Source organism: Parvimonas sp. D9, assembly GCF_035282565.1.
In the GTDB taxonomy this organism is placed as follows: Bacteria; Bacillota; Clostridia; order Tissierellales; family Peptoniphilaceae; genus Parvimonas; species Parvimonas micra.
Map to the genome: position 1 here is coordinate 14,649 of NZ_JAYKBM010000001.1, position 25,367 is coordinate 40,015.

General features: G+C 27.6%; 27 protein-coding genes and 1 pseudogene. All 28 read left to right on the plus strand.

Going from position 1 to position 25,367, the window contains the following annotated elements:
* Positions 1–93 precede the first annotated feature (93 nt).
* The 28 genes and pseudogenes from dnaJ to leuS all read left to right on the plus strand — a co-directional run bounded on the left by dnaJ (position 94) and on the right by leuS (position 25,358).
* Complete coding sequence (gene dnaJ, locus VJI94_RS00130; protein ID WP_324007929.1) at positions 94–1,233, plus strand: molecular chaperone DnaJ; 1,140 nt, start codon at positions 94–96, stop codon at positions 1,231–1,233.
* Positions 1,233–2,171: a 50S ribosomal protein L11 methyltransferase gene (gene prmA, locus VJI94_RS00135; RefSeq protein ID WP_029948832.1), complete on the plus strand. Its 939-nt coding sequence runs from the start codon at positions 1,233–1,235 to the stop codon at positions 2,169–2,171. The genes dnaJ and prmA overlap by 1 nt, the downstream gene beginning before the upstream one ends.
* On the plus strand, positions 2,164–2,892 hold the full coding sequence (locus VJI94_RS00140) for an RsmE family RNA methyltransferase (RefSeq protein ID WP_324007930.1): 729 nt from the start codon (positions 2,164–2,166) through the stop codon (positions 2,890–2,892). Before prmA ends, VJI94_RS00140 begins: the two co-directional genes overlap by 8 nt.
* Before the next feature lie 7 nt (positions 2,893–2,899).
* On the plus strand, positions 2,900–4,210 hold the full coding sequence (mtaB, locus tag VJI94_RS00145; RefSeq protein ID WP_029948835.1) for a tRNA (N(6)-L-threonylcarbamoyladenosine(37)-C(2))-methylthiotransferase MtaB: 1,311 nt from the start codon (positions 2,900–2,902) through the stop codon (positions 4,208–4,210).
* Positions 4,211–4,227: 17 nt separating this feature from the next.
* On the plus strand, positions 4,228–6,177 hold the full coding sequence (gene metG, locus VJI94_RS00150) for a methionine--tRNA ligase (RefSeq protein WP_324007931.1): 1,950 nt from the start codon (positions 4,228–4,230) through the stop codon (positions 6,175–6,177).
* Positions 6,177–6,947 carry a TatD family hydrolase gene (locus VJI94_RS00155; RefSeq protein ID WP_029948837.1) on the plus strand — a complete coding sequence of 257 codons (771 nt, stop codon included), beginning with the start codon at positions 6,177–6,179 and terminating at the stop codon, positions 6,945–6,947. Before metG ends, VJI94_RS00155 begins: the two co-directional genes overlap by 1 nt.
* A 1-nt stretch (position 6,948) precedes the next feature.
* Positions 6,949–7,500 carry a ribonuclease M5 gene (gene rnmV / locus VJI94_RS00160; RefSeq protein WP_004833696.1) on the plus strand — a complete coding sequence of 184 codons (552 nt, stop codon included), beginning with the start codon at positions 6,949–6,951 and terminating at the stop codon, positions 7,498–7,500.
* Between the two features lies 1 nt (position 7,501).
* Positions 7,502–8,344: a 16S rRNA (adenine(1518)-N(6)/adenine(1519)-N(6))-dimethyltransferase RsmA gene (gene rsmA, locus VJI94_RS00165; RefSeq protein WP_324007932.1), complete on the plus strand. Its 843-nt coding sequence runs from the start codon at positions 7,502–7,504 to the stop codon at positions 8,342–8,344.
* A 125-nt stretch (positions 8,345–8,469) separates the two neighbouring features.
* Positions 8,470–8,700, plus strand: coding sequence for a glutaredoxin family protein (locus tag VJI94_RS00170; RefSeq protein WP_004833693.1), 231 nt, complete (start codon positions 8,470–8,472; stop codon positions 8,698–8,700).
* A 179-nt stretch (positions 8,701–8,879) separates the two neighbouring features.
* Entirely contained in the window at positions 8,880–9,731 is an 852-nt protein-coding gene (locus VJI94_RS00175; protein ID WP_324007933.1) for a hypothetical protein, read from the plus strand.
* Positions 9,732–9,863: 132 nt separating this feature from the next.
* Complete coding sequence (locus VJI94_RS00180; RefSeq protein ID WP_324007934.1) at positions 9,864–10,493, plus strand: phosphatase PAP2 family protein; 630 nt, start codon at positions 9,864–9,866, stop codon at positions 10,491–10,493.
* Complete coding sequence (locus tag VJI94_RS00185) at positions 10,493–11,104, plus strand: phosphatase PAP2 family protein (protein WP_004833689.1); 612 nt, start codon at positions 10,493–10,495, stop codon at positions 11,102–11,104. Before VJI94_RS00180 ends, VJI94_RS00185 begins: the two co-directional genes overlap by 1 nt.
* A 14-nt stretch (positions 11,105–11,118) precedes the next feature.
* Positions 11,119–12,402: an adenylosuccinate synthase gene (locus VJI94_RS00190; RefSeq protein ID WP_029948841.1), complete on the plus strand. Its 1,284-nt coding sequence runs from the start codon at positions 11,119–11,121 to the stop codon at positions 12,400–12,402.
* 29 nt (positions 12,403–12,431) lie between these two features.
* Positions 12,432–13,568 carry an HlyD family efflux transporter periplasmic adaptor subunit gene (locus tag VJI94_RS00195; protein WP_004833687.1) on the plus strand — a complete coding sequence of 379 codons (1,137 nt, stop codon included), beginning with the start codon at positions 12,432–12,434 and terminating at the stop codon, positions 13,566–13,568.
* Positions 13,568–14,266, plus strand: a complete 699-nt coding sequence (locus VJI94_RS00200) for a YggS family pyridoxal phosphate-dependent enzyme (protein WP_269754965.1) — start codon at positions 13,568–13,570, stop codon at positions 14,264–14,266. The genes VJI94_RS00195 and VJI94_RS00200 overlap by 1 nt, the downstream gene beginning before the upstream one ends.
* A gap of 86 nt (positions 14,267–14,352) precedes the next feature.
* Complete coding sequence (locus tag VJI94_RS00205; RefSeq protein ID WP_004833685.1) at positions 14,353–14,823, plus strand: cell division protein SepF; 471 nt, start codon at positions 14,353–14,355, stop codon at positions 14,821–14,823.
* Between the two features lie 4 nt (positions 14,824–14,827).
* Positions 14,828–15,607, plus strand: coding sequence for a YlmH/Sll1252 family protein (locus VJI94_RS00210; protein WP_324007935.1), 780 nt, complete (start codon positions 14,828–14,830; stop codon positions 15,605–15,607).
* Positions 15,604–16,056 (plus strand): signal peptidase II, encoded by a 453-nt coding sequence (gene lspA, locus VJI94_RS00215; RefSeq protein WP_324007936.1) that lies wholly within the window; start codon positions 15,604–15,606, stop codon positions 16,054–16,056. The genes VJI94_RS00210 and lspA overlap by 4 nt, the downstream gene beginning before the upstream one ends.
* A 1-nt stretch (position 16,057) precedes the next feature.
* Positions 16,058–16,726, plus strand: a complete 669-nt coding sequence (locus VJI94_RS00220) for a uracil-DNA glycosylase (RefSeq protein ID WP_269720911.1) — start codon at positions 16,058–16,060, stop codon at positions 16,724–16,726.
* A 3-nt stretch (positions 16,727–16,729) separates the two neighbouring features.
* A complete protein-coding gene (locus VJI94_RS00225) occupies positions 16,730–17,662 on the plus strand; it encodes an RluA family pseudouridine synthase (protein WP_324007937.1) in 933 nt (310 codons plus the stop codon).
* Positions 17,644–18,099, plus strand: a pseudogene (locus VJI94_RS00230) (GNAT family N-acetyltransferase); the annotation flags it as partial. The gene VJI94_RS00225 and the pseudogene VJI94_RS00230, both read left to right, overlap by 19 nt.
* Positions 18,100–18,165: 66 nt before the next feature.
* On the plus strand, positions 18,166–18,762 hold the full coding sequence (locus tag VJI94_RS00235; protein ID WP_324008160.1) for a peptidylprolyl isomerase: 597 nt from the start codon (positions 18,166–18,168) through the stop codon (positions 18,760–18,762).
* A gap of 2 nt (positions 18,763–18,764) precedes the next feature.
* Entirely contained in the window at positions 18,765–19,376 is a 612-nt protein-coding gene (locus tag VJI94_RS00240; RefSeq protein ID WP_004833679.1) for a thymidine kinase, read from the plus strand.
* A gap of 93 nt (positions 19,377–19,469) precedes the next feature.
* Complete coding sequence (locus VJI94_RS00245; RefSeq protein WP_004833677.1) at positions 19,470–19,670, plus strand: cold shock domain-containing protein; 201 nt, start codon at positions 19,470–19,472, stop codon at positions 19,668–19,670.
* A gap of 124 nt (positions 19,671–19,794) precedes the next feature.
* Positions 19,795–20,361 carry a GrpB family protein gene (locus VJI94_RS00250; RefSeq protein ID WP_029948849.1) on the plus strand — a complete coding sequence of 189 codons (567 nt, stop codon included), beginning with the start codon at positions 19,795–19,797 and terminating at the stop codon, positions 20,359–20,361.
* Between the two features lie 67 nt (positions 20,362–20,428).
* Positions 20,429–21,313, plus strand: coding sequence for an Hsp33 family molecular chaperone HslO (locus VJI94_RS00255; protein ID WP_004833675.1), 885 nt, complete (start codon positions 20,429–20,431; stop codon positions 21,311–21,313).
* Positions 21,314–21,322: 9 nt separating this feature from the next.
* Complete coding sequence (locus VJI94_RS00260) at positions 21,323–22,675, plus strand: MATE family efflux transporter (protein WP_324007938.1); 1,353 nt, start codon at positions 21,323–21,325, stop codon at positions 22,673–22,675.
* Positions 22,676–22,946: 271 nt separating this feature from the next.
* Positions 22,947–25,358, plus strand: a complete 2,412-nt coding sequence (leuS, locus tag VJI94_RS00265; RefSeq protein WP_324007939.1) for a leucine--tRNA ligase — start codon at positions 22,947–22,949, stop codon at positions 25,356–25,358.
* Positions 25,359–25,367: the final 9 nt, after the last annotated feature.

Consider the following 25,367-nt stretch of genomic DNA (forward strand, 5'->3'; position numbering starts at 1 on the left):
GTTTAAATTTCAATTAAAATACTGGAAAGAAAGTTCATTTTATGGTAAAATTATATATTGAGTAATTATAAATTAATTATTTTAGGAGAGAGTATGAGAGATTTATATGAAATTTTAGGGGTTGAAAAAAATTGTAGTAAAGCAGAGTTAAAATCTGCATATAGAAAACTTGCAAAAAAATATCATCCGGATGTTAATCCTGATAATAAAGAAGCAGAAGAAAATTTTAAAGAAGTAAATTTCGCTTATGAAATTTTAAGTGATGATAATAGAAGACAAAAATATGATACTTATGGCGAAGCAAGCTTTAATGCAAATGCAGCAGGAGGCGGAGGCTTTGGAGGCTTCTCTGATATGGAAGATATTTTTGAAAGTATTTTTGGAAATTTTGGAGGCTTCGGTGGATTTGGAGGCTTCGGATCTTCTGCAAGAAATTCAAATCGACCAAGAAAAGGAGAAGATATTGAATTTTATTTGGATTTAGATTTCTTTGAAGCAGTAAATGGTGTAGAAAAAGAATTTTTTGTGAATGTAAAAACTGTTTGTAATAGTTGTTCAGGTAGTGGAGCTAAACCTGGAACTAAAAAAGTTACTTGTAAAAAATGTAATGGACGTGGAAGTATTAGAGTTCAAAGGCAAAGTTTTTTTGGAACAGTAGTTTCTGAAGAATTATGTAATGAATGTAATGGTACAGGAGAAATTGTTGAAGAAAAATGCGAAAAATGTAAAGGCAAAAAGTATGTTTTAGTCAGAAAGAAATTTACTGTTAAAGCTCCAAAGGGTGTAAATACAAATAACATAATGACTTTAAAAGGACAAGGTAATTGTGGAGAAAATGGTGGACCTAATGGAGATGTATATGTTATTTTCAAAGTAAAATCTCATAAATTATTTGTAAGAAATGGAAATGATGTTTTCTATGAATTACCAATTTCCTTTACAGAGGCAACACTAGGAGCAGAAGTAGAAATTCCAACTTTAGAGGGAAAAGAAAAATATACGATTCCTGAAGGAACAGAGACTGGTACAGAATTTATCCTTAAAGATAGGGGAATTTCTGATGTAAATGGATATGGTAAGGGTAATTTAACTTTTAGAGTTAAAATTATTACTCCAAAGAATTTAACTGATAGACAAAAGGAACTTTTAAGAGAGTTTTCTAATGAGAGAGAAGAACATTTGACGGAACATAAAAAGAACTTTTTTGAAAAAGTGAAGGAGCTATTTGACTAATGGACTGGACTGAAATTGAAGTTGTAGTAAAAAATCAATTTGAAGATAATATAGTTGGAATTCTTTATTTATTTGATATTGATGGAATAAATATAAAAGATTCAAGAGATTATGAAGAGTTTGCAAAAGAAAAGCCTTATTGGGTAGTTTTAGATGAGGATGATTTTGAAAAAAGTGATTTTATTACTGTTAAGACTTATTTAAAAAATGACGATGAAATTGAAGAAAATTTGCAAATTTTACAAGAGAGAATTTCAGAATTTGAAAGAGAATACAACGAAAAAGTCATTTTAAAAATAGATTCTAAAATAAAGACCGAAGATTGGGCAAATGAGTGGAAAAAATATTATAAACCTACAAAAGTTGGTAAGAATTTCATTATAAAACCAACTTGGGAAGCTTATGATTTAGCTGAAAATGAAGTTATGATTGAATTGGATCCCGGAATGGCTTTTGGAACGGGAACTCATGAAACTACAGCTCTATGTTTAGAAGCTCTTGAAAAAGTGGATTTAAAAGATAAAATAGTTTTCGATATAGGTTCTGGAAGTGGAATTTTATCTGTTGGAGCTTTGAAACTTGGTGCAAAAAAAGTAGAAGCTGTAGATATTGATATTCTAGGTGTTGAAGCAACTTTAGAAAATGCTAAGCTAAATAAAGTTGAGGATAGAATCATTGTTCATCATGGAGATTTATGTGAAAAATTAAATTCAAAAGCAGATGTAATTGTTGCTAATATTCTTGCACATATTTTAGTAAAATTATTGGATGATATAAGTAAATTTATAAAAGATGAAGGAATTTTTATTGGTTCTGGAATAATAGAAGAAAAATATTCCGATGTTGAAAACGCCTTGATAAAAAATAATTTTGAAATTTTGGAAGTAAACAAAAACAAAGATTGGGTTTGTGTAATTGCAAGGAGAAAGAATGCATAGATTTTTTACTGACGAGTCTATCTTAGATGGAAAAGTTAAAATATACGGAGATGACTATAATCATATAAAAAAAGTTCTTAGAATTGCAGAAGATGAAAAAATTGAGGTAGTAGTTTTAGGGGAGCTTTATATTGGGCATATAGAGATTTGTGATAAATATATTTCTGTATATAATTTGGAAAAAAATTCAGAAAATACTGAATCAAAAATTAAAATTCATCTATTGCAATGTTTGGCAAAGGGTGAAAAAATGGATTTAATAGTTCAAAAATCAGTTGAACTAGGAGTTTATGATATAACTTTGGTGAATTCTAAAAGATGTATCGTAAAAATTGATGAAAAAAAAGAAAATAAAAAAATTGAAAGATTGCAAAAAATTTCTTATGAGGCTTCAAAGCAATCAAAGAGATTAATTGTTCCTAAAATCAATGAATTAATACAAATTAAGGATATTATAAATTTTGTAGGAGATAATTACTTACTTGTAGCTTATGAAGAGGATAAAAATATTTCTTTAAGGGATGTAATTATGAAAATAAAAACAGAAGAATCCTGCAAAGATATTTATATATTAATAGGTTCAGAAGGTGGCTTTGAAAGAGAAGAAATTGAATTTTTAACAAATAATGGAGCTTTCAGCATTGGCCTTGGAGCTAGAATTTTGAGAACGGAGACTGCAGGCATAAATTTACTTTCAATTTTGCAATATGAATTTATGTAGGAGGTTTATGAATAAAGTTAGTTTTTTAACTCTGGGTTGCAAAGTTAATCAGTATGAAACTGAAGCTATGCAGGAGTTATTTAAGAAACGAGGGTATGAGATTTGTAATGAAAATGATATATGTGATGTATATGTTATAAATACTTGTACAGTTACAAATTTGAGCGATAGGAAATCAAGACAATTTATTTCCAGAGCGAAAAAATTAAATAAGGATGCTATTTTAGCTGTAGTAGGTTGTTATTCACAGGTTGCACCTGATGAAATTTCTGCAATTGAGGATGTAGATGTAATTATTGGAACTAAAAATAGAGCTAGAATAGTTGAATTATGTGAAGAATCAAAGAAGTCGAATTTAAAGTTTAATATCGTTTCAGAACTTACAAAGGATTGTGGTTTTGACGTTTTGTCAATAGAAAATCAAGAAAGTAAAACAAGAGCATATATAAAAATTCAAGAAGGCTGTAATATGTTTTGTACATACTGCATAATTCCTCATGCAAGAGGACCGATTAAGTCAAGACCAATTGATGATATATATGAAGAAGCTGTAAAACTTGCGAATAATGGATATAAGGAAGTCATAATAACAGGGATTCATGTTGGTTCTTATGGACTTGATTTAGGAAATGATACTAGACTTATTGATGTTATAGAAAAATTATCTACTATCGAAAATCTTGACAGAATAAGACTTAGCTCCATAGAAGCGGGAATTATTTCTAAAGATTTTTTAATTAGATTAAAGAATTGTAAAAAAGTTTGTGAGCATTTTCATTTGTCTTTACAAAGCGGTTGCGATAAAATTTTAAAACTTATGAATAGAAGATATACAACTGATATGTATAGAAAAAAAGTTAGAATGATAAAAGAAATTTTTCCAAATGTTGCTCTTACAACTGATATTATTGTTGGATTTCCAGGAGAAAATGACGAGGATTTTCAAGAGACATTAAATTTTGTAAAAGAAATAGGATTTTCTAAAATTCATGTTTTTAAATATTCAAAGAGAAAGGGAACTCCTGCTTTTGATTTTAAGGAACAGGTTGATGGAAATGTGAAGAAATTTAGAAGTAATGAATTAATCCTATTAGCAAAGGATATGACGACAGAATTTTTGAAAAAAGAACTTTCAGAAAAACATGAAGTTTTATTTGAAGAAAATATTAATGGAAATAGACTTGTAGGTTATACAAGAAATTATATAAGATTTTCTGCTCCTTATAATGAAGATATGAAAAACAAAGTTGTTTATTGCAATGGTATTTCGGTTGAAGGAGAAGAAATATTTGGATTAGCAAGTAAAATAAAGATTTAAAAATTAGGAGGCTTATTTTGGAAAAGAAAAACTTTTATTTGACAACACCTATTTATTATCCAAATAGTAATTTACATTTAGGTCATACTTATACAACAATTGTTGCAGATGTGTTAAAGAAATATAAACAAGCTCAAGGTTTTGATGTATTTTTTACAACTGGAACTGATGAACATGGTCAAAAATTACAAGAATCCGCTATAAAAGCTGGTAAAGCTCCATTGGAATATATTGATCCCATTGTTGAAAGTGCAAAAGAACTTTGGAGAACTTTAGATATAGATTTTGATGCTTTTGTTAGAAGTACAGATAAAATTCACGAAAAAAATGTAAGTGAAATTTTTACAAAACTTTATGAAAAGGGAGAAATTTATAAAGGGAGTTATAAAGGAATGTATTGTGTTCCTTGTGAAGCCTTTTGGACTGAAAGCCAACTAGTTGAAGGAAATAAATGTCCTGACTGTGGTAGAGAAGTTTCTCCTAGTGAAGAAGAAACATACTTCTTTAGACTTTCTAAATATCAAGATAGACTTTTAAAATTATATGAAGAAAATCCTGATTTCATTCAACCAGAATCAAGAAAAAACGAGATGATAAGTTTCATTAATGAAGGTTTAACTGATTTATCCGTTACACGTTCAAGTTTTGATTGGGGTGTTAAAGTTCCCTTTGATGAAAAGCATGTTGTTTACGTTTGGATAGATGCCTTAAGTTGTTATTTAACAGGTATAGGTTATGGAACAGATGAAGAAAAGTTCAATAAATTTTGGCCTTGTGATGTTCATTTAATTGGTAAGGAAATCATGCGTTTCCATGCAATTATTTGGCCTGCAATTTTGATGGCTTTAGATTTACCATTGCCAAAGAAAATTTTTGGACATGGATGGATTTTATTTGATGATGATAAGATGAGTAAAAGCAAGGGAAATATAGTTTATGCTGAACCGATTATAGAAAGATATGGAATGGATGCATTAAGATATTTTATGCTAAGAGAATTTACTTTTGGACAAGATGGTAATTTCACTTATACTAAAATGTTAAACAGAATTAATTCAGACCTTGTAAATGACTTAGGGAACTTAGTCTCAAGATCTGTAGCAATGTGTGAAAAGTATTTTGATGGTTTTGTTCCTTCTCAAACAGAATTAACTGAACTTGATAATGATCTAATCGAAATTGCCACTACTACTAGAGATAGAGTTGCAGAGTTGATGGATAAACTTAATTTTTCAATGGCTCTTGAAGAAATATGGAAATTAGTAAGAAGAACAAATAAATATATTGATGAAACAACTCCTTGGACTTTGATTAAAGAACAAAAAGAAGAAAGACTTAAAACTGTAATTTATAATTTACTTGAAAGTATAAGAATTATTTCAGGATTAATTAAGCCTTTTATGAAAGAAACTTCATTAAGAATAAATGAACAAATAGGTTATTCTGATTATTCTTATGAAGATTTAACTAAATTTGGACTACTTAAAGTTGGAACGAAAGTTTGTAAAGGTAAAAATTTATTTGACAGACTTGATGTTGATAAAGAATTAGAAATCATAATTCAAAAGAATTCAGAATTAATTGAATTGAGAAAAAAGAAAAATTCAGGAGCTGATGAAGTGAAAGAAACTGTTGAAGAAAATGAACTTATAACAATTGATGACTTTGCAAAAGTTGAACTTAAGGTTGGAAAAATCTTAGAATGTCAACCTCATCCAAAGGCAGACAGACTTTTAGTTTTTAAAATTGATATAGGAGATGAAGTTAGAACTATAGTTTCAGGAATAAGAAAATACTATTCTGAAACAGATCTTATAGGGAAAAAAGTTATTGTTGTTACAAATTTAAAACCTGTTAATTTAAGAGGTGTTGAAAGTAATGGAATGATACTTGCTGCATCTGATGATGAAAATTTAAGTGTATTAACTGTTTTAAATGATGTTAAAGAAGGCTCAGAGGTATCATAATGAAAATAGTAGATAGTCATTGTCATATTGATGATGAGAAATTTGATCAAGATAGAGAAAAGGTCATTTCTAATTTTGAAGATGATGGAATAGATTTTATTGTTGATCCAGCTTCTGATATATCATCAAGTGAAAAAATAATTGAAATTGTAAAAAAATATGATAGAGTATATGGAGCAGTAGGAATTCATCCACATGAAGTTGAAGATGTAACTGATGAAGATTTAAAAAAAGTTTATGAAATGTCTTTTAGTGAAAAAATAGTTGCTATTGGAGAAATTGGACTTGATTATTACTATGATAATTCTCCAAGAGAAAAACAAAAAGAAATCTTTAGAAAACAACTTGAAATCGCTGAGAAAAGAAATCTACCAGTTATAATTCATACAAGAGATGCAATGGGAGATACTTATGATATTCTATCCGAATTTAAAGGTAAAGTAAAAGGTGTAATGCATTGTTACACAGGTTCAAGCGAAATGGCAAAAAGATTTATGAAGCTTGGTTACTATATTTCTATTTCAGGAACGGTAACTTTTAAAAATGCAGTTAATGTTAGAGAAATGGTAAAGACTATTCCACTAGATAATTTGCTTGTGGAAACGGATAGTCCATATTTAACCCCAGAGCCAAATCGTGGAAAGCGAAACGAACCTAAATATGTAAGATTTACAGCTGAAAAAGTTGCTGAACTTAAAGAAATGGAATTGAATGATTTAATCTATAATACGAATAGTAATGTCAGGAATCTTTTTTCAATAGAGGATTAATATGAAAAAAATCAAAGAAATAATAGTAGTTGAGGGAAAAGACGATATTTCAAAAGTGAAGTCCGCCTTTGATTGTGATGTTATTGCAACAAATGGAACACATTTTTCTAAAAATTTGCTTAAAAAATTAAAAGAGGCAAATGAAAAATGTGGAATAATAGTTTTTACAGATCCCGACTACGCAGGAGAAAAGATTAGAAAAAATATAAACAGAGTTGTACCAAACTGTAAAAATGCTTTTTTAAGTAGAAGCCTTGCTCTTAAAGGGGATAATGTCGGGGTTGAAAATGCAAAAGTCGAAGATATTATTGAAGCTATTGAAAATGCAAAAGTAACAGTTTTAGAAAGAAAAGATGAAATTAATTTAAGCCTTCTAGCTTCTTTAGGAATTAGTGGAATGGGAAATAGTAAAGAGCTTAGAGAAAAACTTTGTGATTATTTTAAAATTGGATATTGTAATTCAAAGCAATTTATAAATAGATTAAATAGTTTTGGAATAACTGAAAGCGAATTAGTTTTAGCTGTTGAAAAAATTTTAGGAGAGGAAGTTTAAAATGGATTTGTATAAATTGTCGGTAATAAAAGAAATTTGTGATAAATTCGGATTTTCATTTTCTAAAAATTTTGGACAAAATTTTTTAACAGATAGAAATATCTTAGAAAAGATAGTTGAAGTTTCAGCTGTTGGCAAAGACTATGGAGTAATCGAAATAGGACCGGGTTTTGGAGTTCTTACAAAATTTTTACTTGAAAAAGCTGGAAAAGTTGTTTCAATAGAGATTGACACAAGATTGAAAGAAGTTTTAGATTATACACTTAGTGAATATGATAATTTTGAATTTGTTCAATCCGATGCTCTAAAAATTGATTTGAAAAAACTTATTGAAGAAAAATTTACTCAAAAGAAAATTGTCGTGGTTGCGAACTTACCATACTATGTAACAACACCAATAATAACTAGACTTTTGGAGAGTGATTTAGATTTGGAATCCATAACTATAATGGTTCAAAAAGAAGTTGCTCAAAGACTTGTTGCAGATGAAAACAGTAAAGATAATTCAAGCATAAGTTTATTCGTAAAATATTATGCAGATGCAAATATAGCTTTCAGTGTATCTAGAAATGTATTCGTTCCTGCACCGAATGTAGATAGTGCAGTTGTAAATATGAGACTTAAAAAGGAAAGATTTGAGTGTGAAAAAACAATGTTTAAACTTATAAAAAATGGCTTTGAAAATAGAAGAAAAACAATTTTAAATTCATTTTGTAAGTCCGGTATCGAGAAAGAAAAAATTATTAAGGTTTTAGAAAAACTAGATATAGATACTAGAATTAGGGCAGAAAAATTATCACTCAAAGATTTTAAAAATATTGCGAGAGAATATGAAAATTTATAAATTGTTGAGAAACTAAGAAAAAATAAAATATCCTTTGTTTAAACAAAAATACAGGGGGTATAAACTTACTGAACAAATATTGAAAGTATTCAAACTATTAAAAAATTTTTTAGGGGGAAAATGAAATGGCAAAAGTAGTAGTATATTCAAGTGATTCTTGTACTTATTGTAAACAAGCAAAGGAATTCTTAAAGGCAAATAATATTGAATATGTTGAAAAAAATGTTTCAACAGATTTAGAAGCTAGAAAAGAATTAATGGCAAAAGGACATATGGGTGTTCCTGTAATCTGTGTTGATGATGTAGAAATGGTTGGCTTTAACAAAGCTGAATTATCAAAAGCATTAGGATTATAATATTAAAGTAATGAATTTAAGAGGTTCAGTAAAATTGCTGAATCTTTTTTTGTGCATATTTTTAAGCTTTTTATTTAAGTAATTATTTACTTAAAGTAAATAAATTATTCTAAACTTTTATTTAGGTCTTGACTTAATATATATAATGTTGTCATACATATTTATTTTAGGAGGGCTTTATGGAAAATAAAAATTTAGAAAATTGTAAAAATGAAGAATCAGAGGAAATTATAAATGATTCTGGAAATGAAACTGAAGTTGCTAAGAATGAAAATAGCAATACTAAAGAAATTAGTTTAGGAAAAGAAAATAATTCCGATTGCAAAGAAAATGTTTTAGATGAAAAAGAAAAAAATATTGAAGAATTACAAAACAAAAACTCTTTCTTAAAGAAGGTTTGTGGTGGAGTTGTGGTTGGATGTATTTTAGCTTTATTTATTTTTAATAGTGTCAGAAATAATTCTATGGAAAAGAAGATAAATGAAATAGCTATAAAATACAAAAATCAAATTGAAACAGCTAACGAAAATGCTAAAAAGATAGAAACTGAATATGCAGAATACAAATCTAAAATGCAACCATATGAAAACATGCAGTTAGCAGAAAAAGAAAAGAAAGAAGCGGAATTAAAAGCTAAAAGAGAGAAAAAGGAAGCAGAGGAAAAGGCAAGAAAAGAAGCTGAAGAAAAAGCAAAAAAAGAAGAAGAAGCTAAAGGGTACGATACGGGTATAACATATGATGAATTAGCTAGAAATCCTGATAAAAACAAAGGAAAGAAGGTAACTTTTACAGGAATTGTTATACAAGTTATTAGAGGAAATGGAGAAGATCAATTTAGAGTTAGAGTCAATAATGACTATAAAAAGATAATCTTTGTTTCTTATATTCCTAAAAGTGGAGAGAATAAAATTTTAGAAAATGATAAAGTTGTTGTTAGAGGGGTTTCTGTTGGAGAAATTAGTTATAAATCTACAATGGGCGGAAAAATTTCTATTCCAGGAATAACTGCACATTCAATAGAAATCAAATAACAGAATAAAAATATTTTTAACAAACTACTGTTAAATTTTTGTAATTTAATAGTAGTTTTTTTGATAAAAAATATGTATTTTTTTGATTAATAAATCAATTTATGATATAATTATTTTGATTTAGGAGGAAAAATGGAAAAATTAAAATTAAGACAATTTATTGTTTTATTTTTTATAGTTTTATTTTGTAGCATTATTTTCGGTTTCTATCTAAAAAGTATTAGGCTGACTAATAGTATTGACTATAAAATTATGACTTTAATTCAAAATAATAACATTTTTACAAAAAATACTGTTCTCCTGAATTTTATTAAATTTGTAACATCTTTAGGAAATGGATTAACTTATTTTATCTTATTTATTCCGTTTGGAGTATATTTTTATTATAGCAATTTGAAAAAAGAGTTTTTATTTTTAATTGCTACATTACTATTAACGTATATGTTAAATGAGTTAATTAAACATATTGTATTAAGAAAAAGGCCTGTTGAATTTTTTGTAATAAATATGAGTGGTTTTAGTTATCCAAGTGGACATTCTATGAATTTTTCAGCTTTTTATTTAACTTTTAGATTTTTATTATCTGAAAGATTCAAGAGCGGGTTTATGAATATGGTTATCTATATTATGATTTTTTTAATTGCTATAAGTAGAGTGATTTTGGGAGTTCATTGGCCAACTGATGTTATTGTAGGATTTATATTAGGTTATTTTTGTTATGGTTTAGCTAAAGCATTATATCTTAATTTTTGGAGGGATTAATGGTATATTTGATTATCTTTACTGTTGTCGTACTTATTTTTACTTCGATAGTTGGAAATAAATTGAAAAAACAAAATTTTTTGATAGACTTAAAGTTAAAGAATTTTTTTCAAAATAATAATTTAAGATTTTTAAAATCTTCGATGAAACATATAACTTCAATGGGGGATGTTGTAACATCACTTATTATTATATTTCCTATCTTTTTTTATTCTGTTTCAGAGAAAAACTATGTATTGGCAAGTGCAATTTTAAATTCATCGTTGTTTAATATGATATTTTTAAATTCTTTTAAGTTTTTATTTAGAAGAGAACGTCCTGTTTCACATTCTGATATAAAATACTGGGGATATAGCTTTCCAAGTGGACATTCTTGCATAGGTTTGAGTTTTTATCCTACCGTTATGTACGTTTTGTTTAATGGATATAGCTCATTTCCTTTTTGGATGTTTGTAGGTGTTTTATTTGGACTTAGTATTGCAATAAGTAGAATTGTTGTTGGAGTACATTGGTTTTCAGATGTTGTCTTCGGATCTTTGGTAGGAGTTGTATTTTTTAGTTGGACGATATATTTGTATAATATTGGATTTTATTATAAATTTTTATTTTGATATTAGGAGGAACTATGGTTAAAGCAGTAGTAGGAGCAAATTGGGGAGATGAAGGAAAAGGAAAAATAACAGATATGTTAGCTGAAAATGCTGACATAATTGTTAGATTTCAAGGTGGTTCCAATGCCGGACATACTATCATAAATGAGTATGGAAGATTCGCATTGCATTTACTACCTTCGGGTGTTTTTTATAAGCATACAACATCTGTAATAGGTAATGGTGTGGCACTTAATATCCCTTATTTACTTAAAGAAATTGAGTACTTAAAAGAAAAGAATGTTCCTGATATTAATATTTTGGTTTCAGATAGAGCACAACTTGTTATGCCTTATCATATTGATTTTGATGCGTATGAAGAAGAAAGACTTGGAAAAAATTCATTCGGTTCTACAAAATCCGGGATTGCACCTTGCTATTCGGATAAATATGCAAAAATCGGTTTTCAAGTAAATGAATTATTTGATGAAAATTTATTTGAAAAAGTTAAGAGAGTTGTTGAATATAAAAATGTAATTCTAGAAAATTTATATCATAAAGAAAAAATTGATGCTAAAGAGTTATATGAACTTATGCTCGTTTGGAGAGATGCAATCAAACCTTATGTTTGTGATGTATCAAAATTCTTGAATGATGCTATAAAATTAGGAAAGAAAATTTTACTTGAAGGACAACTTGGTTCTTTAAAAGATACAGATCATGGCATTTATCCTATGGTAACTTCTTCATCAACTTTAGCAGGATATGGAGCAATTGGAGCAGGGATTCCACCTTATGCTATTACAGATATTATTACCGTTGTTAAAGCATATTCCAGTGCAGTTGGTGCCGGAGCATTTGTAAGTGAAATTTTCGGCGAAGAAGCTGAAGAGCTGAGAAGACGTGGCGGAGATAAGGGAGAATATGGTGCTACGACCGGAAGGCCTAGACGTGTTGGATATTTTGATGCAGTTGCTTCAAGATATGGTTGTAGAGTTCAAGGTAGTACAGAAGCTGTATTAACAGTTATTGACGCTTTGGGATATTTAGAAGAAATTCCAATCTGTATAGGATATGAAATTGATGGCGAGATTACCAGAGATTTTCCAACAACTGATAAGCTTGAAAAGGCAAAGCCGGTTTGGAAGGTTTTAAAAGGATGGAATAGAGATATAAGAGGAATTAAAAATTATGAAGAATTACCAATTGAATGTAGAGAATACATCGAATTTATTGAAAATGAATTGGAAGTTCCTGTTAAGATGATTTCTAATGGTCCAAAGAGAGAAGATATAATTTATAAAAATAGTAATATTTAATTTTATAAATTAGTACTAATGGGTATTATATGAGAAAACGTAATGGAATTTTACCTAATGCTAAAGAACATTTGGGTTTAGTCATTTTAATTGTATTTGTTAGTTTGTTTTTAATAAAAAATGTGTTTTTTAATAAAAATTTAAATAATGATATAATGGTTTTGGAAAATCCAAAAACTTATGATTTAAACCTTTCATCTAAAGCGTTAGTTATAAAAGATGAATACTTATATTATATTGGAAAGAATAATATTGAAGTAGATAATTCAAAAGTTGGCGTTGACAAAGAAATAGGTGAAGTTGATGTTTCAAAAGTTGACCAAAACTTTAAAGATTATTTAGCTGAAAAAGTTCAAGCATTGCAAGAGCAGGAGGATAACAAGGATTCAAAAGTTAAAAATATTGATTTGGAGGATGTTTTGAAACATATTCGAGATAAAGATTTTTCAAAAACTTTTGATATACTTTCAAGTGATCAAAACAAAACTGCTTTTGGTAAAAAATATAGTTCTGATAAATTATTTAGATATTCATTATTAAATGATACAATTAATTCCGGAAAAATTGTTTCAAAAAATTCCGGAGTTGTATTAAACAAAATTGACGGCCTAGAGAATGTATATGATTTTTCTGTTATTGATTCTATAGATGAAAAAGACTTTAATTTTGATAACGCAAATAATATTTCAAATATTGACGGAATAAAAATAGTAGATAATTTGAAGTATTATCTTTGTATCAGAGTTAAGGCTGAAACTTTAGAAGACATAGATGTAGATAAAAGTATAAAGGTGAATGTTGGAAATTCGGTTGCTACTGGAATAATCAAAAGGGTAAAAAAAGGTTCTGAATATGATTTAATTGTTGCTCAGTTTTCATCTGCTTTTAATGAAATTGCAGATAAGAGATTTATCGACTTAAATGTAATAAAGACAGTTTCTAGTTCTTTTGAACTTCCATTAACTGCTCTTACTTCTAAAGATGGTGAAGATTATGTTTTGGTGGTTGATTCTTTTGGTAATATAAAGAGAGCAAAGGTCAATGTTAAATTTATTGATAAGATAAATTCAAAAGTTTATATTGATTCAAAAAACAGTTCAGTTGGAATTTTTTCTAATATCTTAAAAGATGCCAGTAAAGTTAAAGAAGGTGCAATTTTAAAGTAATGAAAGAAAATATAAATAATATACTTGAAAAAATTTCTCTAGCTTGTAAAAATTCAAATAGAGATAAAAAAGAAATATTTTTGTTACCAGTTTCAAAGACAGTTGATGTGGATAAAATTCAAGAAGCTATCGATTTAGGATTTTATACTTTTGGAGAAAATAAGGTTCAAGAAATACTAAAAAAGTATGAATATTTTGATGGAAAAGTTAAATTTCATATGATTGGACATCTCCAAACAAATAAGGTTAAATCCATTATTGATAAAGTTGAATTGATTCACTCTTTAGATAGAATTTCACTTTTAGATAAGTTGGAATTGGAAGCTAAAAATAAAGGAATTACTGTAAATTGTTTAGTTGAAGTAAATATTGGTAAAGAGGATAGTAAATCAGGAATTTTTGAAGAAGATGTTTTAGATTTTATAAGAGAAGTTTCAAAAAGAGATAATGTTTTAGTAAATGGACTTATGACAGTTGCTCCTTATTGTGAGGATGCTGAAGATACTAGAATTTATTTCAAAAAGATGAAATCTTTGTTTGATGAAATTTCAAAACTTAAATTAAAAAATGTTGATATGAAGATTCTATCTATGGGAATGAGTAATGATTTTATGGTTGCCATAGAGGAAGGCTCAAACCTTATAAGGATTGGAACATCAATATTTGGTGCAAGAAATTATGGAGTACTTTCAAATTAATGAAAGTGTTAGGTAGATTGATTATAATTAGAAAATTTTAAATTTTCGTTTGTTATAAAATATATTAAAATATGAGGAGGAATATTATGGCAGGCTTTATGGACAAAATAAAGAAATTTGTTGGAAGTGATGACTTGGAAGATGAATATGATGATTATGAAGAAGAGGCAGTTGTTGAAAAGCAACCTAAATCAGTAGGAGAGAGCTATGCTAGAAATGCAGGAAATAAATTAGCTTTTGAAAAAGAAAAATCTAATGTCGTTACAATGCCAAATATTAGTAGATTTTTGATTTCTATCAGAGAGCCAATAACTTTTGATGATGGTACTCAAGTTTTAGATGATGTTTTAAAGGGAAAAGTTGTTGTTTTGAATTTGGAAATGTTAGAAGTTGATAAGAAAAGGCAAATTTTTGATTTTGTAAGTGGCGGTATTTATTCTCTATCAGGAAAAATCCAAAAAGTTACAAAAGATATTTTTATCTTAGCTCCTAAGGGAATTGATATCGATGGAAAAGTTAAAGATCAAATTGAAAATAACGGATTTTATCAAATATAATTAAATGAAATCATTTGATAAGATTAAGATTTTAGATAATATTAATAATATAGAAATTAAAAAGACCATCAATAAATTTTTAGATGGTCTTGTTTCTATGGAAAAAAATTACAAAGAAGTGTTTGTTTCTAATTTTTTTACTCCACTGGAGTTTAAATATGTAAAGAGAATTTTAAAAAATTTAGATTTGAATTATGATATTATCTTTGCTGAAGAAGATTATGAAAGAAAGTTTATAATTTTTTATAGGAATGACTATATACTAAATGATTATTTAGAAACCTTGCGATTTAAAGACATTTCAGGAATAGAACATAGAAATATCTTGGGAAGTATTCTACATTTAGGAATAAACCGTGAAAAAGTTGGAGAAATATTAAAAGTTGATGGATATTGGTATGTTTATTGCTTAAAACCTATAGGAACATTTTTATTTTCCAATTGTTTAAAATTTTCAGGACAAGATTTAAAATTGGAAATTCTGAATGATAATTTTATACCTACTAATTTCAGAAAATACGAAGATGAAAAAATAATAGTCTCCAGTTTTAGATTGGACTGTTTTGTAAAAGAACTTGCAAGGACTTCAAGAGAGATTGCTCAAAAATTCATTAAAAGTGGAAATGTAAATTTGAACTATGAGGAATGTAAAGATTTTGATAAAAAGATAAATGAAAATGATATAATTTCAATAAGAAAAGAAGGAAAATTTAAGGTTGACAGTTTTGATGGGCTAACAAAAAAGAACAAATTTGTTGTCAATATTAAGAGGTATTCTATATGATATATGCAATTATAATTGTTGGATTAGCATTAGACCAACTTACAAAATATATTACAGTAGCCAATTTAAAAGGTGCTGATTCAGTAGTTTTAATTAAAAATTGGCTAGAATTTACCTATGTAGAAAATACAGGTGTAGCTTTTGGCAGTTTTAGAGGATATAAATATTTCTTTATTTTTATTTCTTTGGTTGCATTTTTTGGAATTTTATTTTATATATATAAAAATAAGGATAAAATGTCTAAAATTGAACAAATATTATTTACTTTAATTGCTTGTGGAGCATTAGGAAATTGTATTGATAGAATTAGATTTTCTTTTGTTGTAGATTTTATACACACAAGATTTGGTGGATTATACGATTTTCCGGTTTTTAATTTTGCGGATATTTATATTTGTGTAGCTTGCTTTTTACTTATAGTTGTTTCGTTTACTAAAAAGGAGAATTAAGATGATATCTAATTATGTTGCTTGGAATGAATATTTAAAAGATGAATTTAAAAAAGACTATTTTGTTAAGATGAAAAATTTTTTAAATGAGGAATATAAAAATAAAACAATATTTCCTCCTAATGAATGTGTTTTTACTATTTTTGATAAAATATCACCAAAAGACATTAAGGTAATTATCTTAGGACAGGATCCATATCATGGGGTAAATCAAGCAAATGGAATGAGTTTTTCAGTAAATAGAGGAGAGAAAATACCGCCTTCACTTAGAAATATATATCTTGAATTATATTCTGATTTAGGGATAATTCCTCCAAATCATGGAGATTTAACTGCTTGGGTTGAACAAGGTGTTTTTTTATTAAATGCTACACTTACTGTTGAAAAGTCAAAGCCAAATTCACATAAAGATATAGGTTGGCAAATTTTTACAGATAGAGTTATTGAAATAATTTCAAATTTTGATTATCCTAAAGTTTTTATTCTTTGGGGAAGTTTTGCTATTTCAAAGAGCAATTTAATAAAAAGAGATGAAAATAACTTTATAATTACAAGTACACATCCTTCTCCTTTTTCAGCTCATCGAGGATTCTTTGGCAGCAAGCCATTTTCTAAGGCTAATGAATTTTTGGTTAGCAAGGGAGTTAAACCGATAGATTGGAGAGTATAATTTTTGACAGAATTAAAATATATTAGTGATAAAAAAATTAGATGTGATGTTTTTTTATCTGAAAAAATTTCTAATTTATCAAGGACTTCAATTCAAAAATTGATAAAAGAGAAATTAGTTTTTGTTAATGGGAAAAATATAAAGCCTAATGTAATTTTAGAAATAGGAGATGAAATTACAGTTTCTATTCCCGATAAAAAAGAAATTACATTAGTTGCCGAAGATATAGCTTTAGATATTGTATATGAAGATGATTATATTATAATTATAAATAAACCTAGAAATATGGTTGTTCATCCGGCTGCAGGTAATGAAGAGCATACTTTGGTTAATGCTCTTTTAAATCATTGTAAATTATCAATGATTAATTCCGAAAGACCTGGGATTGTTCACAGACTTGATAAGGATACAACAGGTCTTATAGTCTGTGCAAAGGACGATGAAACACATTTAAAATTGGTTGAAAAGTTTTCTAATAGAGAAATTACTAAAAAATATTTGGCAATCTGTAATGGAAGTTTTTCAAAAGATAACGGACTTATAGATAAGCCTATTGGTAGAGATGAAAAAGATAGAAAAAAGATGAGTGTAAAAAGCAAATCAGGAAAAGCAGCTATTACAGAATACAATGTTTTAATTTCAAATTTAAAATATTCATTAGTTGATGTAACTCTACATACTGGTAGAACTCATCAGATAAGAGTTCATTTTAGTAGCCTTAATCATCCTATAGTAGGAGATGAAACTTATGGGAAAAAAAATGAAAAGATAAAGGCGAATGGACAGATGTTACATTCTTATTATCTTGAGTTTTCACACCCAATTACAGATGAAAATTTAAGTTTTACAGTTTTACCTGATGATTATTTTTTTAGCATTTTAAATAAAACAGGATTGGAATTTAATGAGGAGTTATTATGCAAAGCAAAAGATTAATTTTTAGAAAATTCAATTTAGATGATATAGATGATGTTTTTGAGTTTGGAAATGATGATGAAACTTGTAAATTTGTCACTTGGAATAAACACAAAAATATTCTAGAATCTGAAAAAGTAATTGCAGATTATTTTATGAAAAATAAATATTGTTTTGCAATCGTTGAAAAATTTTCCAATAAATGTATCGGTTCTTTTGAATTTAAAGCGGATATAAAAAATAATTCCTTATCTTTAGGATATGTTTTAAATAAAAAATTTTGGAACAAGGGTTATATGACTGAGACTTTGAATTTTATGCTTGACTATGCTTTTAATACCTTAAAAGTTAATAGAGTTTGTGGCGTTCATATTAAAGAAAATATTACTTCAGGAAAAGTTATGGAGAAATGTGGACTTAAAGTCGAGGGCGAATTTGAAGATGAGGAATTTTTAAAAGGAAGATATATAACCTTAATACATAGAGCAATTTTAAGAAAAAATTATTTAAAAGGAGAAAAGAGAATGAAACAATTAGAAATGCCTAAAAATGGTGAAAAAGTTTATATAATGAAAACAAATGTGGGAGAAATTTCTCTAAGATTATTTAATGAAGTTGCTCCTAAGGCTTGTGAAAATTTTATTACATTGGCTAAAAGAGGATATTATAACGGAGTTATTTTCCATAGGGTTATTAGAGATTTTATGATTCAAGGTGGAGATCCAACAGGTACTGGAATGGGTGGAGAAAGTATTTGGGGAGAATCCTTTGAAGATGAGTTTGATGCTAATTTTAGAAATTATAGAGGGGCCTTGTCAATGGCAAATGCTGGACCAAATACAAATGGAAGTCAATTTTTTATAGTTCAAAATAGTAAAATTTCTGATAATTATGTAAATTATTTAAAAAATTCAGATAAAAAAGTTTATCCTGATGAAGTTGTTGAAACTTATGAAAAAAATGGTGGAGCTTTTTGGTTAGATTTTAAGCATACTGTTTTTGGACAAGTTTTTAAAGGAATGGAAGTAGTTGATGAGATAGCAAATACTTACTGTTCAAATGATAAGCCGGTAGAAGATATTGTAATTTTATCAATTGAAGAAAAAGTTTTTGAGGGTTAATTATGCATCAATATAAAGGTAAATTAATTTTACATACAGGTAGTATGTTCTCGGGAAAGACTTCAAGTTTATGGAAGGACTTAAATAGATTTGAAATTGCAAAATATGAAACTGTAGTCTTTAAGCCAAAATTTGATAATAGATATGCAGATAAAGAAATAGTTACTCATGATAATAATAAAATGAGAGCTATTCCGGTTGAAAATATTGATGAAATTATAGAATATATGAAGACGAGTACTGCAAGTATTATAGGAATTGATGAAGTACAATTCATCAAGGGAGATATTAATAAGATTGTTGAAACTTTAAATTTATTTTTAGAAAATGAATTTACAGTCGTATTAGCTGGTCTTGATATGGACTTTAAAGCTGAACCTTTTGAGTTAGTAAAAGAGTTGATGCCACGAGCTGATTATCTATATAAACACCATGCAGTTTGTGCAAATTGCGGAGTTGATGCTTGGGTTAGTTATAGAAAAACACATGATGATGAAAGAATAAAACTTGGAGCTGCAGAAAGCTATGAACCTCTTTGTAGAAAATGTTACTATGAAAAAGAAAAAATCAGAAAGCAAATGGAAAATCAATTAAGTATGTTAGAAGATGAGTAAATTATACTTGCTTTATTCTTTTAGATATGTTATAGTATGAAGGTAGTAATAATTTACTACATATTTCCTATAGTATTGGAGGATTAAAAGGATATGAAAGGAACTGTAAAGTGGTTCAATGCAGCTAAAGGATTTGGATTTATTTCTACTGAAGATGGAGAAGATGTATTTGTACATTATTCAGCATTAGAAGAAACTGGTGAATTTAGAACTTTAGATGAAGGACAAGCTGTTGAATTCGAAATAGTTGAAGGCGCTAAAGGTCCTCAAGCTTCTGGTGTTGTTAAGTTATAAGATTGTTTTTTCTTAAATGGAAATTCAATTTAAACATACTTCAGTATGTTATGATATTAATATTAATCAAGAAGTAAAATCTCCTTTTTAGGAGATTTTTTAAATTTAACCAAAAGGAAATTTTATGAGTAAAAAATTAGATGAGATGAGTTTAGAGGAATTATGGGAAATTTTTCCAATATTTCTAGTTGAACATAATGATGAATGGAAAACTTGGTATGAAGATGAAAAACTAAATATTTTATCTTTAATTCCAAGCGAAAAAATTTACAGAATTTCACATATAGGAAGTACATATATTCCTACAATATGGGCAAAAAACATTGTAGATATTCTTTTAGAGATTAAGAATAATGAAGATTTAAAGTTTGTAAAAGAGATATTATTAAAAAATAATTGGCTTTGTATGAGTGAAGATGAAAAGAGAATTTCTATGAATAAAGGCTATACTGAAAAAGGATTTGCTAAAAAAGTATTTCATTTGCATATAAGATTAGCAGGAGATAATGATGAATTGTATTTTAGAGATTATTTATTTGAAAATTCTAAAATTGCAAAAGAGTATGAAAGACTAAAATTATCTCTGTGGAAAAAATTTGAACATAATCGAGATGCTTATACAGAATCAAAAGGAGAATTTATTAAAAAATATACTGAGATTGCAAAGAAAAAATATGGAAAAAGATATTAATTTATCAATTGATTTCTTTAAATTTTTAGTATATAATTTTACATGAGATTAATATTAAGGAGTTTCTATGGCAAAAATATTAAGATGTATTGATGAACATAATTCTATGAGATTTTTCTTTGCTTTTACAGATGATATAGTAAAAGATTTTGAAAAATTACAAAAGAGCTCTATCAGTGCAAATATTGAAATGGGAAAAGTTTTAACGATGAATGCGTTACTTTATTCCGATTTTAAAAATGATACTGACTCAATTGATTTAAAGTTAAAGACTAATGGTGAATGTGGTCTTATAATTTCAAAATTATACAATAATTCATTTATAACAGGATATTTGGAAAATAAAAACTTAAGTAAATATGATAAAATATATGAAAAAGGAAAATCTTCAAAAGATTTTATAGGCGATAAGGGAATACTTGTTTTGATAAAGGATTTGGGTCTTAAAGCTCCATATGTTGGACAAACAAGTATAATTTCTCCAAATATTAGTGAAAATTTTACCAATTATTTCAGCGCATCCAATCAAACTGTTACTTCTATTGATTTGCAAGTAAAAAAAGTTGAAGATGATTATATTTCTTTTGGATTTATGATGGAACTTTTGCCGAATTATACTGAAAAAGATTTATCACAATTTACTATCTATTCAGATATGTTTAAAACTGAATTAGATAATTATTTAGCTTCAAAAACTGATGATATAAGTTTTTATGACTATATTGTTTCTATTTTGAAAATCTTTAATATAAGAATTATTGAAGAAAAAATTATTCATTACAGATGTAATTGTAGTGAAGAAAAAATAGATAATATGTTGTTGGGACTAGGGAAAAAAGAGCTTAATGATATAATTGAAGACGGGAAAGACATAGAAATTTCTTGTAATTTCTGCGGTAAGAAGTACAAAAAAAGTATTGAACATATAAAAAATTTATTAAATAAACTTTAGGAATTATTTATGAAAAAAATAAATTTATTAGATAATAAAATCTATAGAAATTTAGTAATGATGTCTATTCCAATAATGACAACTTCATTTATCCAGATGTCTTACACTTTAATGGATACATTTTGGGTTGGAAAACTTGGAACCGAAGCAATTGCCGGAGTAGGAATAGTAGCATTTATTATGTGGTTTGCAAATTCTTTGGTTTTAGTTTCAAAGACAGGAATAGAAATAGGGGTTGCGTATAGTGTAGGTTCTAGGGATGATAAACAATTTAGAAAATATATCGACACTTCCGTTGCCATAAATTTATTTATGTCTATAACATTTGGAATATTATTATATATTTTTAGACTTGATATAATTAAATTTTTCAATATAAAAAGCGAAGTAGTAATTTCACTTGCAAATAGCTATTTAAAGATTGTTCTATTAGGACTGCCTTTTACTTTTTTAAATCCGCTATTTTCAGGAGTTTTTAATGGTTCAGGAAATAGTAAAGTTCCTTTTATAGCAAATTCAATCGGTCTTATTGTAAATATAATTCTAGATCCGATTTTGATTTATGGATTCTTTGGATTACCTGAGTTTGGGGTTAGTGGAGCTGCAATTGCTACTACTCTATCTCAAATTATTGTTACAAGTATTTTTATGATATTTTCAATTTTAGATGGAAGAATCCTTAAAGGAATAAATTTAGTTAAAAATTTTAACAATGCTACACTTAAGGAAGTTCTAAGACTAGGTGTTCCAACAGCTTTTAAATCCTGTATATTTGCTTTTATCTCAACTATTTTACTTAGAATAATAGCTAATTGGGGTGAAAATGCAGTTGCTGCTGAGAATGTTGCAGTACAAATTGAAGCTATAAACTGGATGACTGTTGAAGGCTTTTCCATTGCACTTTGTGCTTTGATAGCACAAAATTATGGAGCAAAAAATTATGAAAATATAGCTTCCGGTTATAAAAAAGGACTTAGGATAATTTTAGGAATTGGAGTTTTCTGTTCATTCTTTCTGTTTTTTTCATCAGATTATATAATCAAATTATTTATAAGAGATGATTTAAATACAATTAGAATGGGTGTTAGTTATTTAAAAGTTTTAGCCTTTTCGGAGATATTTTTAGCACTTGAAATTGGAATTTCAGGGATGTTTAACGGGCTTAAAAACACAAAAACTCCAACGGTGATAAGCACTTTTTCAAATGCTCTAAGAATTCCTTTAGCTTACTTGGTTTTTTATCTAAAATTGGATATAGCTTATATATGGGCTGTAATTTCTTTTTGTACTTTTTTAAAAGGAATACTAAATTATATTTTCTTTAAGAAATTTATTAGAGAAAATTTTGATTTTAAGTTATAATATATTGAAAAAAAATAAAAAATGTGTTATCATATTTTTGTTATATTTAGAAAATTTTAGATTGAAAGCAGTAAATATATTCAAATTTTTAGAGAGTTATTGTTTGGTGAAAAATAATATTTTGAAGTATTGAACTTGTTCATAAAATGCAAATGCCGTTGATTACGTTATAATCTTAGAGTGAGTTTAATACTAATTAGAGTGGTACCACGGAATTTATACTTTCGTCTCTTTGTGAGGCGGAAGTTTTTTTATGGAATGGAGGAATGTTATGAAAAATTATGATCCGAAAAATATCGAAAAAAAATGGCAAGATATTTGGGATGAAAAGAAGCCTTTTAAATGTGAAATTAATGATAAAGAAAAATTCTATCCTTTAATAGAATTTCCATATCCTTCTGGTCAAGGACTTCATGTAGGACATCCAAGACCATATACTGCAATGGATGTTGTAAGTAGAAAAAGAAGACTTGAAGGGCAAAATGTATTGTTTACAATGGGTTGGGATGCTTTTGGTTTACCAACTGAAAACTATGCGATGAAAAACAAAATTCATCCGGAAATTGTAACAAAAAATAATATTGCAAACTTTAAAAAACAATTAAAGCGTATTGGATTTTCTTTTGATTGGGATAGAGAAATAAATACAACAGATCCTGAGTACTATAAATGGACTCAATGGATTTTTATGAAGATGTTCGAAAAAGGGCTTGCTTATAAAATGGAAATACCGATAAACTTCTGTACTTCTTGTAAAGTAGGTTTATCAAATGAAGAAGTAGTTGGCGGTTGTTGTGAAAGATGTGGTAGTGAAGTTATTCATAAAGTTAAAAATCAATGGATGTTAAAGATAACAGAATATGCAGATAGACTTATTGATGACCTTGATGAAGTTGACTTTATTGACAGAGTTAAAACCCAACAAATTAATTGGATTGGTAGAAGTTATGGAATGGAAGTTAAATTCCAAATCAAAGATATTGATGATACTATTTTGGTATATACTACAAGACCTGATACAATTTTTGGTGCAACTTATATGGTTATATCCTGTGAGCATCCATTACTTAAAAAATACGAAGACAGAATAAAGAATAAAGAAGAAATAGAAAAATATATTTTAGAAGTTCAAAAGAAATCTGAATTTGAAAGAACTGAAATGAATAAAGATAAAACCGGGGTTAAAATTGATGGAATAACAGCAATTAATCCTTGTACTAAAAAAGAAATTCCTGTGTTTATTTCTGATTATGTTCTAATGACTTATGGTAGTGGAGCAATTATGGCAGTTCCTGCACATGATACTAGAGATTTTGATTTTGCTAAGAAATTTAGATTAGAAATAGTTGAAGTTGTTAGTGGTGGAGAAAATGTTCAAGAAAAAGCATATACGGATACTAATAATGGAATTATGGTTAATTCAGATTTTCTAAATGGACTTTCAGTTAAAGAAGCAAAAGAAAAGATTTTTGAATATTTATCAAAACTTGGTATTGGAAATAAAAAGACAAACTTTAAACTTCGTGATTGGGTATTTTCAAGACAAAGATATTGGGGAGAACCGATTCCTTTGGTAAATTGTGAAAAATGTGGTTGGGTTGCAATTCCGGAAGAAGAACTACCTTTAAAACTTCCTGAACTTGAATCTTTTGAACCTACAGAAACAGGAGAATCTCCACTTTCAAAAATTGATGAATTCGTAAATTGTACTTGTCCTAAATGTGGAGGAAAGGCAAAGAGAGAAACTGATACAATGCCACAATGGGCTGGTTCTTCATGGTATTATTTAAGATATATGGATCCTAATAACAAAGAAAATCTTGTCGGAAAAGATGCTTTAAAATATTTCAATCAAGTTGACTGGTATAATGGTGGTATGGAACATACTACATTGCACTTGTTGTATTCAAGATTTTGGCATAAATTTCTTTATGATATAGGTGTAGTAAATACAAAAGAACCTTATTTAAAAAGAACATCACATGGAATGATTCTTGGAGAAAATGGAGAAAAAATGTCTAAGTCAAGAGGAAATGTTGTAAATCCAGATGAAATGATTGACAAATATGGGGCAGACGCATTGAGATGTTACGAAATGTTCTTAGGAGATTTTGAAAGAAGTGCGTCTTGGTCTGACGGTGGAATTAACGGTTGTAGAAAATTCTTAGATAGAGTTTGGAAATTACAAGAAATTACAAATTCATCCGAAGAAATGACAAAATCTTTGGAAAAATCAATCCATAAGACAATTAAAAAAGTATCAGAAGATTTTGAAAGTCTTAAATTTAATACTGCAATAGCAGCTCTTATGACTTTAATTAATGAATTTTATTCAGTAAAAGAAATTTCAAGAGAAGATTTAAGAATATTCTTGATTTTATTAAATCCAGTTTCTCCACATATTACTGAAGAAATATGGGAAGAAATGAATTTTGGTGGATATATCTTTGAACAAACTTGGCCAAAATATGATGAAGCTAAAACAATTGATTCTGAAGTTGAAATGCCTATTCAAATAAATGGAAAAGTAAGAACAACATTAATGATTCCAAAAGATGCAAAATTTGAAGATTTTAAAGAATCACTTTATGATAACGAAAATGTTAAAAAATTTATAGAAGGAAAAACTGTTGTAAAAGAAATTTTTGTTCCAGGGAAAATTTGTAATATAGTTGTTAAATAGTAATGAAAG